Annotated in this window: 12 protein-coding genes; 3 read left to right on the top strand and 9 right to left on the bottom strand. The window is 54.8% G+C overall.

The genetic code is table 11. The features are described from left to right. Window positions 1-7 precede the first annotated feature (7 nt). From QOL67_RS14455 to QOL67_RS14465, 3 genes are all read right to left on the bottom strand, one after another. On the bottom strand, window positions 8-856 hold the full coding sequence (locus QOL67_RS14455; RefSeq protein ID WP_283426677.1) for a carbohydrate ABC transporter permease: 849 nt from the start codon (window positions 854-856) through the stop codon (window positions 8-10). A 1-nt stretch (window position 857) separates the two neighbouring features. Continuing rightward, window positions 858-1,784 (bottom strand): carbohydrate ABC transporter permease, encoded by a 927-nt coding sequence (locus tag QOL67_RS14460; RefSeq protein ID WP_283426678.1) that lies wholly within the window; start codon window positions 1,782-1,784, stop codon window positions 858-860. Window positions 1,785-1,883: 99 nt separating this feature from the next. Then, window positions 1,884-3,140: an ABC transporter substrate-binding protein gene (locus QOL67_RS14465; RefSeq protein WP_283426679.1), complete on the bottom strand. Its 1,257-nt coding sequence runs from the start codon at window positions 3,138-3,140 to the stop codon at window positions 1,884-1,886. A 147-nt stretch (window positions 3,141-3,287) separates the two neighbouring features. On the opposite strand from QOL67_RS14465, the gene QOL67_RS14470 reads away from it, so the two are divergent. Both QOL67_RS14470 and QOL67_RS14475 read left to right on the top strand, forming a co-directional pair. Then, complete coding sequence (locus tag QOL67_RS14470) at window positions 3,288-4,082, top strand: IclR family transcriptional regulator (protein ID WP_283426680.1); 795 nt, start codon at window positions 3,288-3,290, stop codon at window positions 4,080-4,082. Further along, complete coding sequence (locus QOL67_RS14475) at window positions 4,079-5,137, top strand: ABC transporter ATP-binding protein (protein ID WP_283426681.1); 1,059 nt, start codon at window positions 4,079-4,081, stop codon at window positions 5,135-5,137. Before QOL67_RS14470 ends, QOL67_RS14475 begins: the two co-directional genes overlap by 4 nt. 89 nt (window positions 5,138-5,226) lie before the next feature. On the opposite strand, the gene QOL67_RS14480 is transcribed toward QOL67_RS14475, so the two are convergent. From QOL67_RS14480 to QOL67_RS14505, 6 genes are all read right to left on the bottom strand, one after another. Continuing rightward, on the bottom strand, window positions 5,227-5,580 hold the full coding sequence (locus QOL67_RS14480) for an H-type lectin domain-containing protein (protein ID WP_283426682.1): 354 nt from the start codon (window positions 5,578-5,580) through the stop codon (window positions 5,227-5,229). Window positions 5,581-5,694: 114 nt separating this feature from the next. Further along, the gene (locus QOL67_RS14485) at window positions 5,695-6,090 is read right to left on the bottom strand and encodes a F0F1 ATP synthase subunit epsilon (RefSeq protein WP_164645453.1); all 396 of its coding nucleotides are present in this window, start codon (window positions 6,088-6,090) and stop codon (window positions 5,695-5,697) included. A gap of 11 nt (window positions 6,091-6,101) precedes the next feature. Beyond that, window positions 6,102-7,526 (bottom strand): F0F1 ATP synthase subunit beta, encoded by a 1,425-nt coding sequence (atpD, locus tag QOL67_RS14490; protein WP_283426683.1) that lies wholly within the window; start codon window positions 7,524-7,526, stop codon window positions 6,102-6,104. Window positions 7,527-7,546: 20 nt separating this feature from the next. After that, window positions 7,547-8,419, bottom strand: a complete 873-nt coding sequence (locus QOL67_RS14495) for a F0F1 ATP synthase subunit gamma (RefSeq protein WP_283426684.1) — start codon at window positions 8,417-8,419, stop codon at window positions 7,547-7,549. Between the two features lie 14 nt (window positions 8,420-8,433). Next, a complete protein-coding gene (gene atpA, locus QOL67_RS14500) occupies window positions 8,434-9,972 on the bottom strand; it encodes a F0F1 ATP synthase subunit alpha (protein ID WP_283426685.1) in 1,539 nt (512 codons plus the stop codon). After that, window positions 9,972-10,532, bottom strand: coding sequence for a F0F1 ATP synthase subunit delta (locus tag QOL67_RS14505; protein ID WP_283426686.1), 561 nt, complete (start codon window positions 10,530-10,532; stop codon window positions 9,972-9,974). The genes atpA and QOL67_RS14505 overlap by 1 nt, the downstream gene beginning before the upstream one ends. A 432-nt stretch (window positions 10,533-10,964) precedes the next feature. On the opposite strand from QOL67_RS14505, the gene QOL67_RS14510 reads away from it, so the two are divergent. Next, window positions 10,965-12,563: a hypothetical protein gene (locus QOL67_RS14510; RefSeq protein ID WP_283426687.1), complete on the top strand. Its 1,599-nt coding sequence runs from the start codon at window positions 10,965-10,967 to the stop codon at window positions 12,561-12,563. Window positions 12,564-12,570 lie beyond the last annotated feature (7 nt).

Consider the following 12,570-nt stretch of genomic DNA (forward strand, 5'->3'; position numbering starts at 1 on the left):
TCTTTTCTCACTTCACGGCTCCAAGTGTCAGCCCCGCGATGAAGTGTTTCTGCATCAGGAAGAACATCGCCACCGGCGGCAAGGCTGCCACAATCGAACCCGCGCTCATCAAGTGATAAGCCGCTCGGAACTGTGCATTAAACGAGGTAATCCCTGCGGTCACGGGCTGACTCTCGATGCCTTGTGTCAACACCACCGCCCAGAAATAGTCGTTCCAAATGAATGTAAAGATCAGCACCGACAGCGCCGCTAAAGCAGGTTTCATCAGCGGCAGCACCACATACCAGAAGATGCGCCATTCACTCACACCTTCCACCCGCGCCGCTTCGATAAGCTCAAACGGCAGCGCCCGGATGAAATTGCGCATAAACAACGTACAGAATCCGGTTTGAAACGCCACATGGAACAGCACGAGGCCAGTCTTGGTATTGTAGAGCCCCAACTCCAGTGTCAGGTCACGCACTGGCACCATCAGGATCTGAAACGGCACAAAGTTCCCGGCGACGAACATGAAGAAGATCCAGAGGTTGGCGCGAAATTTGTAGATGCCAAGCGCAAATCCGGTCATTGCGCTCAGCGCCACAGCCCCAATCACCGTTGGCACAGTGATCATGAAAGAGTTGAGCAAATAGCGGGGCATATCCGAGTTGAAGAACACTTGGCCATAGTTGGCCGGCCCTTCAAAGCTTGATGGCAGTCCCCAATAGTTGCCCGAAGTGAAGTCCGCATCCGGCTTCACAGAGAACAGTGCGACCGCCAACAAGGGTGCGAGCCAAAACAGAAGTGCAACTGGCAGCATGGATTTGTAGGCGACCTGCGCGGCTTGGGATTGTTTTTCAATGGGTTTCGGAAACATCTCAGTGCCCCTTCTCTTCGCGATACATCGACCAAAGGAAATAGGCGATAAAGCACAGCATAATCAGGAACAGCACCACAGCGATGGCCGCGCCGTAGCCCATACGGAAGCCATATTCCGACAGCGCCACTTCAAACATGTAATAGGCCAACACCCGTGAGCTGCCAAACGGGCCGCCCTGGGTCATGATGGAAATCAAATCAAACGAGCGCAACGCGCCGATGATCGTCACTACGAAAGCAATAAACGTTGCCGGTCGCAGCTGTGGCAGGATGATGTTCCACAACATCGACCAGCCTTTGGCCCCGTCCAACCGACCCGCTTCGATCTGCTCGGGGTCCACGGCATTGAGGCCCGTGAGATAGAGGATCATGCAATAGGCTGTCTGCGGCCAAAGCCCTGCCGCCACGATGCCATAGGTGACCAGATGTTCATTGCCCAACACATTGATTGGTCCCATGCCAACCCAGCCCAGCATCGTGTTCAGCAGGCCAAAACTTGGATCATAGAACCACGTAAATACCAGCCCAACCACCACTTGTGAAATCACAAACGGGAAGAAAAACAGGGATTTATATAAACGAATGCCGCGCACGGTTTGGTTCAAGAACAGCGCAATGAACAATCCGGCGGGAATGGCCAGCAGGTAGAGAAACAGCCACATCACGTTGTTCTTCAACGACGTGAAAAAGGCGTCTCGATCCACATACTCCCAATAGAGGTCTTCGTAGTTGCGCATCCCCACATAGGTCTTTTCGCCCAACCCATCCCATTCATAAAGTGACAGGTTGAACGACTGGAAAACCGGAGCGATTACGTAGACAGCAAAGAACAATATGCCGGGCGCTAAGAAGAGCCACGGAGCAATGCGTTGTTGGTTGCGATGGAACCAGCTTTCCGCTTCAGGGATGTCAGAAGATACGGTCATAATAGGGCCCGAAATTTGAGGGTGGAAAGGCGGAAGAAATCCTCCGCCTCACCGTTCAGGTGTGATGTCAGGACGCCAGAGCGCCCTGACACAGATTTATCACTTGTAGATACGACCGCGCGCGCGCTCGAGTTTAGCAAGGATTTTGTCCAATTCACCCGGCTTAACCATGAACTCCTGGAAACCTTCCATGGAAACCTTGGCCATCTCTGCCGGTGCATCGCGGTCCCAGAACTGGGCCACACCGCCGGTGGAGTTGGTGGACAGCATCTTGAAACCTTGCTGCAAGAACTTGTCATCATCAACGGAGGACGCCGCGTTCACAGGCAGTTGACCGAGGTTTTTGCCGTTGTTGATGATGGTTTGCTCTTCGGCCGACGTTGCAAAGCGCAGGAACTCACGAGCCGCTTCTTTGTTTTTTGCGTTGGCCGGAATGTGGAAGGTGTCCGTTGGAGCATCTTCTGACAGTGCGACATCCGGGTTGATGGTCGGGAACTGGTAGAAGTCCAGCTGATCGTCGGTCAGGCCAGCCTCACGCAGTGGCGCCACGGCAAAGTTGCCCATCAGGTAGGCCGCCGCTTCCCCTTTGACCATAAACGGCAGCGCTTCCTGCCAGCTGTAGGTCTGGTGGTCAGCAATAAAGCCGCCCATGTCGATCAGCTCTTTCCAGTTCATGAACGTCTGCTTCACGCGGTCGTCTTCCCAAGACACGTTGCCTGCGGCCAGATCCATGTGGAAATCAAAGCCATTGGTACGCATGTTCATGTAGTCGAACCAACCGCCAGCGGTCCAAAGGTACTTGGTCCCGATGGTGTAGCAGGCACGACCAGATGCAACGATCTTTGTGCAGTTGGCCTTTTCTTCTTCCCACGTGGTTGGCTCAGACAGCCCCAGTTCAGCAAAGATATCTTTGCGGTAGTACACGCCCCACTGATAATAGGTGTAGGCGACGCCCCACTGTTTGTCGTCGATGGTCAGAGCACCTTTGGTGGAGCCAAGTGCTTCGGCGATCTCAGGTTCTGCATAAAGATCGGAAACGTCCTCAAACAGTCCAGCCTCAACATAAGGACGCATGCGATTTGCTGCGTACCATGTGGCGACGTCTGGCGCATTTGCGGTCAGGAAGTTGCGGATCTGTGTCTTATAGGCCTCGCGATCAATCACTGTTGTTTCGATAGCCAGATCGGGGTGCTTCTCCCCAAAGCGCGCGATCATTGCCTCCATGGTGGCGCGCGGCGCCGGATTGGACGTGTCCAAGAAAATTGTCAGATCGCCGGTCAGCTCCGCAGATGCTGGTACTGCAAACGCAGAGGTAACCGCAACGGCGGCAGCGGTGGTTTTCATTTTGGAAAGCATTTGTTCCTCCCTGTCTCCAAAATTATGTATTTTTTAGTTCCATTATTTGAAACCATGTTTTACATATTGAAATCTACACACAGAGTCGATTAGGTTGTCAACAGATTCCTGCCGACCGGCGGATTCTATGGAGGAGAAGAAACCCACATGTCTGGAGACGGAACAGTTGGCAAAGCCCTTGATGTGCTTGAACAAGTCGCGGCTTTTGAACGCCCGGTGCGCTTTGGCGAATTGCAGGAAAAAAGTCCTTACCCAAAGGCGACGCTGTACCGATTCCTGCAAACGTTGACCAACCAAGGCATGTTGTCTTACGAACCGGAGCGTCAGACCTACGCTATGGGTATGCGCCTTGTGCGACTGGCGCACGCGGCCTGGACAACCAGCTCTCTGGCCCCAATTGCCCGTCCCTATTTGGACCAACTCTCTGCTGAAACGGGCGAAACAGTGCATTTGGCACAGCTTGACGCATCACAGGTGCTTTATGTGGACAAACGCAACGCCAAGAACCCGGTCGAGATGTACTCTCAAGCTGGCAAAGTTGGCCCCGCTTACTGCACAGGTGTTGGCAAAGCCATGCTCGCGTATGTGGAAGGCGAAGCTTTGGAACGCGCCATTGCGCAACAAAGCTTCCACCGTTTCACCCCAACAACTTTGGCAGACCCCGAAAGCCTTCGCAAAGAGCTCACAGAGATTCGCGCCCGTGGGTATGGGTTTGACCGGGAAGAACATGAACCGGGCATTGTGTGCATTGCGGTGCCTATCCTAACCAATGGGAATCGCATGCTCGGCGCCCTCTCCGTGACTGGCCCAACCAGCCGCACATCCCTCGACCAACTCGAAAACCTCGCTCCTCGCATTTTGGAAACCGCAAAACGCATTGGCGAAGAGGCGGAAGCCTGGCGCTTCCCGGAAACGCGACAACAAAAGGTAGAAACAACATGACCGGTGTAACCCTTCAAGGTGCCATCAAGAAATACGGCGAAACACAGGTCATTCATGGCATTGATCTGGAGATTGAGGACGGTGAGTTCTGTGTGTTTGTTGGCCCTTCAGGCTGCGGTAAATCCACATTGCTGCGCATGATTGCCGGCCTTGAGGAGACCACCGATGGCCAAATCAACATCGGCGCACGAGATGTCACCCATATGGATCCTGCCAAACGCGGCGTGGCGATGGTGTTCCAGACCTATGCGCTTTACCCGCATATGACCGTGGCAGAAAACATGGGCTTTGGCCTGCGCATGAACGGCTACCCAAAGACAGAAATCGAAGAGAAGGTGCAAAGAGCCTCTTCGATCCTGAAGCTGGACCCATACCTCAAACGAAAACCCAAAGCGCTTTCCGGTGGCCAACGCCAGCGCGTCGCGATTGGCCGCGCGATTGTACGTGGCCCCGAAGTATTCCTATTTGACGAACCCCTCTCCAACCTCGATGCCGAACTGCGTGTCGACATGCGCGTCGAAATCGCCCGCCTGCACCAGGAAATTGGCGCAACCATGATCTATGTGACCCACGATCAGGTAGAAGCCATGACAATGGCCGACAAGATCGTGGTCCTGCGAGATGGCCGTATTGAGCAAGTTGGCGCACCGCTGGAACTTTATCGCAACCCAAGCAACCGGTTTGTCGCCGGTTTCATCGGCTCTCCGGCGATGAACTTTCTGGAGTGTGACGTGGTTGACGGAAAGCTGGTGCATCCGGCGTTTTCAGCCCCTCAGGATTGCCCAATTGCCCTGCCGTCCGGCCTGACAAAAGTGACTGTTGGCGCCCGTCCAGAACACATCGAACTTGACCATAACTCCAACCAACTCAACATCGACCTCACCGAAGCGTTGGGCGGCGTATCTTACTGCTATCTCGCTGGGCCTGACGGCAGTCGCCTTATTGTGGAAGAACGCGGCGACGCTCGCAGCTCTGAAGGCACAACCGTCGGCCTCTCAGTCCCTACCGAACGATTATATTTGTTTGATCCTGACACCGGATTGCGTTTGCGCTGATCCGACCACCACTCACTCGCGATCAAACGCAAAACGCCCGACGGAAAATTCGTTGGGCGTTTTTGTTTCTAACGGCTTTTCGGCTGACGTCAGTCCTCAATCACCCAGTCGTCCGCAAAGGCCAGCTCGCCAATTGCCAGCCAAGACATGCGAACCCGTGCGACGCGGCTGTCACCCCATGTGCGGAACACCAGATGAAACCCAAGGTTAGTCACTTCTTCAGCCACCACTTCAGCCCGAATATTGGCCTGTGCATCCATATCCCACAACGACAGGCTCACCTGCACAGTCGGTGGCACCCGATACTTGGAGGAAAACTTAATCAGTTTCCGACGTTCGCGTGTTCCGTTTCCGGTCCACATCTCGCCGTCTGATTCAAAGTCCGAGAACAGGGCTTCGTCGCCCTGATCGATTCCGACGTAATTGTTGCGTATGCGTTTCATCGCGGGCCAATCTGAAAGGCAAATGCGCCGCTTTCAAGGCCTTTCTTCCCTGAAAATGCAAAAGGCCCCGCCTGTGTCGGCGGGGCCTCTCTAATCTTCCAATCCGTGAGAGGATCAGACCATGTCGTGCATCAGGTGCTCGAGGTCGGACACGAATTTCTCGGCCCCATCCTTGTGCTCTTCACCCGCGTCCGCAGCAGCTTTGCGGGCGTCAGCGATAACGTCCTCAAGATCAGCTTTGGTCACGTCTTCGCCTTTATGCGCATGCTCTGCGATCACCGAGATCGATTCAGCTGAGACTTCCGCGAAACCACGGGTCACAACAAAGTCTTTCTCACCATCCGCCGTCTGAACACGCACAACGCCAGGGCGCAGCGAAGTCAGCAGGGGCGCATGGCCGGGCATGGCGGTCAAGTCGCCATCAGCACCGGGGATCTGCACGGAGGTTGCCTCAAGCGAAGCAAGGCTCCGCTCAGGGCTAACCAGATCAAATTGCATCACGTTTGCCATTATGGGCCTCCTTAGGCCGCTTCAGCAGCCATCTTTTCGGCTTTTGCGATCACTTCGTCGATGCCGCCAACCATGTAGAAGGCTGCCTCAGGCAAGTGGTCGTATTCGCCAGCCACAACGGCTTTGAACGACGAGATGGTGTCTTCCAGCGGAACCTGAACACCGTCAGAACCGGTGAACACTTTCGCAACGTCAAACGGCTGAGACAAGAAACGCTCAATCTTACGCGCACGGGCCACGGCCAGTTTGTCTTCTTCCGAAAGCTCGTCCATGCCGAGAATGGCGATGATGTCCTGAAGCGATTTGTAGCGCTGCAGAATTTGCTGCACGTCGGTCGCAACAGTGTAGTGCTCTTCACCAATCACCAGCGGATCGAGCAGACGCGAAGTCGAGCCCAGTGGATCCACAGCAGGATAGATACCTTTTTCTGAGATCGAACGATCCAGAACGGTTGTCGCATCCAAGTGCGCAAACGATGTGGCCGGCGCAGGGTCAGTCAAGTCATCCGCAGGTACGTACACGGCCTGAACCGAGGTAATCGAACCGGATTTGGTGGAGGAAATACGTTCCTGCATCGCGCCCATGTCGGTTGCCAGAGTTGGCTGATAGCCCACAGCGGAAGGAATACGACCCAGCAGAGCCGAAACCTCAGAACCCGCCTGCGTAAAGCGGAAGATGTTGTCCACGAAGAACAGAACGTCGGAACCAGATTCGTCGCGGAATTGTTCCGCCAGAGTCAGACCTGACAGCGCAACACGCATACGCGCACCGGGAGGCTCGTTCATCTGACCGTAAACCAGCGCAATCTTGGATTTCTCCAGATCGTCAGGCACGATAACTTCGGATTCGATCATCTCGTGATACAGGTCGTTACCTTCACGCGTACGCTCACCAACACCCGCAAACACGGACACACCGGAGTGCACCTTCGCAATGTTGTTGATCAGCTCCATGATCAAAACGGTTTTGCCAACACCGGCACCACCGAACAGACCAATTTTACCACCTTTGGTGTAAGGCGCCAGCAGGTCGATAACCTTAATGCCGGTGGTCAGGATTTCTGTTTCGGTCGACTGTTCGGAGAACGCAGGAGCGTCGCCGTGAATCGCACGTGTTTCAGTCGATTTGACTGGGCCTTTTTCGTCCACTGGCTCGCCGATCACGTTCATGATCCGACCCAGTGTCGCGGTGCCAACTGGTACCGAAATTGGGGCGCCTGTGTCTGTCACATCCGCGCCACGGACCAGACCTTCGGTCGCATCCATCGCAATGGTACGTACAGTGTTTTCGCCCAGGTGCTGAGCCACTTCCAGAACCAGGTTCTTGCCATTGTTGTCCGTGTTCAGCGCGTTCAGGATTTCCGGCAGGTCATCCTCGAATTGCACGTCTACAACGGCGCCGATGACCTGGGTCACTTTGCCTTTTGCATTAGCCATGTTTCGTCTCCGGTTGTCTCTTAGAGCGCCTCAGCGCCCGAAATAATTTCAATCAGCTCGTTGGTGATCACAGCCTGACGCGAGCGGTTGTACTCAATTGTCAGCTTGTCGATCATCTCACCCGCGTTGCGAGTGGCGTTATCCATCGCGCTCATCCGGGCACCCTGTTCAGAGGCACCATTTTCCAGCAGTGCTGCAAAAATCTGTGTCGCAACTCCGCGCGGCAGCAGGTCAGCCAAAAGGGCTTCTTCGCTGGGCTCGTAGTCATACAGAGTGCTTGCACCGTCCGCATCCGCGTCAAACGCGGCCGGAATGATCTGCTGTTCAGTTGGGATCTGGCTCACAACGTTTACGAACTTCGAATAGAAGATCGTCGCAACATCGAATTCTGCTGCGTCGAAACGCACAAGAATGTCACGGGCAATGCCTTGAGCGTCGTCGTAGCCCACGCGTTTGACCTCAGTCAGGTCAACGTGGCCTACAAAATCTTCACCCAAGTCACGCTTGATCGCGTCACGGCCCTTTTTGCCAACGGTCAAAACCTTAACGGTTTTGCCTGCAGCTTTCAGTTCCGCAGCTTTCGCACGTGCCAACTTAGAGATGTTCGCGTTGAAACCACCACACAGCCCCCGTTCTGCAGTCATCACCACCAACAGGTGGGTTTGATCGCTTCCGGTGCCTGAAAGCAGCTTCGGTGCTGAATCAGATCCGCCAACAGAGGCCGCGAGCCCACCCAGAACAGCGTTAAACCGTTCTGTGTAAGGCCGCGATTGCTCAGCAGCTTCCTGCGCGCGGCGAAGTTTCGCCGCGGCAACCATTTGCATGGCTTTGGTGATCTTACGCGTGTTTTTCACGCTTGTGATCCGGTTTTTTAGGTCCTTGAGATTTGGCATCTGTGAGACCTTTCTTACGCGAAGTCAGCGGCGAATGCGTCCAGCGCTGCTTTGACTTTATCTGCGGCATCACCCTTGATCTTAGGATCTTCGTCGGTGATCCACTGAAGCAGATCCGCGTTTTTGGTGCGCAGGTGTGTCAGCATCGCTTCTTCGAAACGCCCCACGTCGGACACGTCGATTTTGTCGAGGTAGCCGTTCACACCAGCAAAAATCACGCAAACGATTTCTGCATTGGTCAGCGGCGAGTACTGTGGCTGTTTCATCAGCTCGGTCAGACGTGCACCACGGTTCAGCAGCTGCTGAGTTGCGGCATCAAGGTCGGAACCAAACTGCGCAAACGCAGCCATTTCGCGGTACTGAGCCAGGCTCAGTTTCACCGGACCGGCAACCGAAGACATCGCTTTGGTTTGGGCAGACGAACCAACACGCGACACCGACAGACCGGTGTTCACAGCTGGGCGGATACCTTGGTAGAACAGTTCGGTTTCCAGGAAGATCTGACCGTCGGTGATCGAAATCACGTTGGTTGGAATAAACGCGGAAACGTCGCCACCTTGGGTTTCGATGATTGGCAGCGCGGTGAGCGAGCCAGAACCGAAATCTTCGTTCAGCTTCGCGGAACGCTCAAGCAGACGTGAGTGGAGATAGAAAACGTCACCAGGATAAGCTTCACGTCCGGGTGGACGACGCAGCAGCAGGGACATTTGACGATAAGCCACAGCTTGTTTGGACAGATCATCATAGATGATCAGCGCGTGCTTGCCGTTGTCACGGAAGTACTCAGCCATCGCAGTCGCAGCGTAAGGTGCGAGGAACTGCAGCGGTGCAGGCTCAGAAGCGGTAGCGGCAACAACAATGGAATATTCCATTGCGCCGGATTCTTCCAACTTCTTCACCAACTGAGCAACGGTCGAGCGTTTCTGGCCGATCGCAACGTACACACAGTACAGCTTTTTGCTTTCGTCGTCGCCAGCAGCTTCGTTGTAAGACTTCTGGTTCAGGATCGCGTCCAGAGCCACAGCCGACTTACCAGTCTGACGGTCACCAATGATCAGCTCACGCTGGCCACGGCCAATTGGGATCATCGCGTCAACGGACTTCAGACCAGTGGCCATTGGTTCGTGTACGGATTTACGTGGAATAATGCCAGGCGCTTTCACGTCTGCAACGCCGCGGGTGTCCGATTTGATCGGGCCCTTGCCGTCCAGCGGGTTACCCAGACCATCAACAACGCGACCCAGAAGGCCTTCGCCTGTTGGAACGTCCACGATGGAGTTGGTACGCTTAACTGTGTCACCTTCTTTGATGTCACGGTCGGAACCAAAGATAACAACACCAACGTTGTCGCTCTCAAGGTTCAGCGCCATGCCTTGAATACCACCAGGGAATTCAACCATCTCACCGGCTTGAACATTGTCCAGACCGTAGACGCGCGCAATACCGTCACCGACGGAAAGCACACGGCCGACTTCGGCCACTTCGGCCTCCTGGCCAAAGTTTTTAATCTGCTCCTTAAGGATCGCAGAGATTTCGGCTGCTTGGATACCCATTATCCGACCTCTTTCATTGCATTCTGGAGGGAAGCGAGCTTGGAGCGGATCGACGTGTCGATCATCTTCGAGCCCACTTTAACTACAAGACCGCCAACGAGGTTCTCGTCAACGGTCGCGTTAATTTTGACGTCTTTGCCCACACGAGCTGCCAGCGATTTCGCCAGCTTGTCGCTCTGGGTTTTGGTCAAAGCTTTGGCGGTGGTGACATCTGCGGTCACTTCGCCTTTGTTCTCGGCAATCATTGCCTGCAGGTGCTCAATCAGCTGCGGCAGCACAAACAGACGGCGTTTCTGCGCCATCAGAGCCAGCGACTTGCTTAGCACCGGCTGCAAAGCCAGTTTGGAGGCGACTGCGCTGATCGCTGCTTCCTGCTCATCACGGCTGATCAGCGGCGAATGAATCAGGTCACGCAGCTCGGCGCTTTCGCCCAGGGCTGCGTTGAGGTCTACAAGACCGCTTTCCAATTTGGTCAGCGCCTTGTTCTCGAGTGCGATCTCAAAGACCGCAGTGGCATAGCGTTCCGCAATGCCGGAGGAGATCGAAGCTGGTTCGGACACGTCCACCCTTCCGCTCGCTTGCCTCACGCTCTGCATACAATTGTATGCATACCGCAAGGACGTTTCATTACCTCGGGACTAACGAGGCGTTAAATTCCGTCGCGGGTGTAGCAGAGGCTTGCGCAGCTAGCAACATTGTTTGATGTAATCGCCTATGGCGGGAAAGCCCTATTTTATAAGGCTTTGGGCCAAGTGCGACCCTTTGCCTGTTAACTCTGGGGCAAAAAGTGTTTCCCAAACATCCGTTTTTGTCGAATCCCGCCTGCCAAACGAACCTGACAAAAACCTGACGTAGCGACAATTTTCTCTACTTCAGATCCCGTGAAGGTCCATTCACCCCCCTTAAACTCGGCTTCATCAACACATTCTCAATCCAAATCGGAACTTAATACCCATGGGGATTTAGTACCTGATTCTAAGTGTGGGGATATTATGGGACCTTTAATTCTATTGTCGTTGCTGGGCCTCGGTGCCGCCACAGCCTTTGTTGACGTAGGCGAGACCGAAACGCCTGGGGATCCCGTGCGAGACAACACGGATTCTGATGACACCGAAATACAATCCGAAGACCAGCAAGCCGCCAACTTGGTTGATCTGGTTGGAACACCGGAAACAGGTGAAGGTGTTGATCTTGTGCAGCCGGAGTTTGCGCCGGACGAGGCTGAACTGGACAGTCCAACCACCTACGGCACTGATGACAACGACACGATGTATGCCCGTGGCGAAGAGAACGTTGACGCGGGCGCCGGCAACGACACCCTCAAGTCCTTCGGCGAAGGTATGATCCTTGGGGGCGAAGGCAACGATGTATTTGATCTTGGCGGCACGGCCGAAGGTCACGGGGGCGCGGGTGAAGACTACATGCACATTTCTGATGCAGCCTCCGGCTTTGGTGGCGACGGCGATGACACTTTCTTCCTCCAACACAACAACTCGGCGGACGACGGTGCGGCAACCGCAGATGGCGGCGACGGGGACGATACTTTCCTTATGAAGCCTCTCTCTGGCCTACCGGAAGAATCCGTCTCTCATATCCTGACTGGCGGTGAAGGGGCAGACGTCTACGCCTTTGATATTGACGGCGCCACAGCGATCCGGCCCGGCGATGAGGATGACAACCAGATCATTGCGACCATCACTGACTTTGACCCTGACGAAGACATGCTGTTACTTGATCTGGGTGCAAAGCCCAGTTTCGACGATGTTGTCGAGTTGCCTCTTCCAGAGGTATCCACCACCGAAGATCCGGACGGCGCGTTTGTGGATGTCCACTTCAGCTGGACCAACCCGCTCAACGACGACAACGTCGAAACCCGCACCGTCCGTCTGGAAGGTTTATCCGAATTCGACACCAGCGACGTCCAGTTGACCAGCGTGTTTGATCCGGACAGCCATCATAACGAAGACGACACCGGCGACTCTGACGCACACCACCTCTATGCCCTGACGCCAACCGAGGGTAGCGATGATGACGACGCGCTGACGCTCAGCGAAGACACCGCCACTGTTTTGAAAGACGGCGATGACACGGTCGAAATCACTGATGGTACGCATCTGATTTACGGCGGCGAAGGCAACGACAGCATCGAAGTTACCGAAGCCGGCGATGGCGCGGCACAGCTGTTTGGCGGCGAAGGTGACGACGTTATGACCGCAGATCTGATCCAAAACAACGACACCGCACTCTTTGGCGGAGACGGTGACGATTCCATCACCTTTGGCATGGGTCACTATGTAGAAGGCGGCGAGGGCAACGATACGTTGGTGTTGAATTTGCATGAAGACGCGATGGATCAAGGCCCTGCCGTGATCAAACAACTGAGCGGCAACCACCTCACTATTAACATCCCTGCCGGACTGGACGGCGAAGTTGACGTGGTCAACCACACCTACAGCAACGGCTTTGAAGTCGCCTATTCAGAGGTGTTTGTCGGTGATGTTTCCATCCTGAAAGTAATGGAAGAAGACTTCGCCACCGGCGTTGGCATCGCAGAAGAGGATCCTCGCTTGGAAATTCTGCGCGCCGCCTAAGCCCTGC

It is taken from the genome of Shimia sagamensis (assembly GCF_900182745.1).
Classification (GTDB): Bacteria; Pseudomonadota; Alphaproteobacteria; order Rhodobacterales; family Rhodobacteraceae; genus Shimia; species Shimia sagamensis.

Excerpts from the sequence above, each read along its gene's own strand:
- atpA (WP_283426685.1), bottom strand. The coding sequence starts at position 9,972 with ATGGGTATCCAAGCAGCCGAAATCTCTGCGATCCTTAAGGAGCAGATT.
- QOL67_RS14455 (WP_283426677.1), bottom strand. The coding sequence starts at position 856 with ATGTTTCCGAAACCCATTGAAAAACAATCCCAAGCCGCGCAGGTCGCC.
- atpD (WP_283426683.1), bottom strand. The coding sequence starts at position 7,526 with ATGGCTAATGCAAAAGGCAAAGTGACCCAGGTCATCGGCGCCGTTGTA.
- QOL67_RS14510 (WP_283426687.1), top strand. The coding sequence starts at position 10,965 with ATGGGACCTTTAATTCTATTGTCGTTGCTGGGCCTCGGTGCCGCCACA.
- QOL67_RS14465 (WP_283426679.1), bottom strand. The coding sequence starts at position 3,140 with ATGCTTTCCAAAATGAAAACCACCGCTGCCGCCGTTGCGGTTACCTCT.
- QOL67_RS14475 (WP_283426681.1), top strand. The coding sequence starts at position 4,079 with ATGACCGGTGTAACCCTTCAAGGTGCCATCAAGAAATACGGCGAAACA.
- QOL67_RS14480 (WP_283426682.1), bottom strand. The coding sequence starts at position 5,580 with ATGAAACGCATACGCAACAATTACGTCGGAATCGATCAGGGCGACGAA.
- QOL67_RS14470 (WP_283426680.1), top strand. The coding sequence starts at position 3,288 with ATGTCTGGAGACGGAACAGTTGGCAAAGCCCTTGATGTGCTTGAACAA.
- QOL67_RS14460 (WP_283426678.1), bottom strand. The coding sequence starts at position 1,784 with ATGACCGTATCTTCTGACATCCCTGAAGCGGAAAGCTGGTTCCATCGC.
- QOL67_RS14495 (WP_283426684.1), bottom strand. The coding sequence starts at position 8,419 with ATGCCAAATCTCAAGGACCTAAAAAACCGGATCACAAGCGTGAAAAAC.
- QOL67_RS14485 (WP_164645453.1), bottom strand. The coding sequence starts at position 6,090 with ATGGCAAACGTGATGCAATTTGATCTGGTTAGCCCTGAGCGGAGCCTT.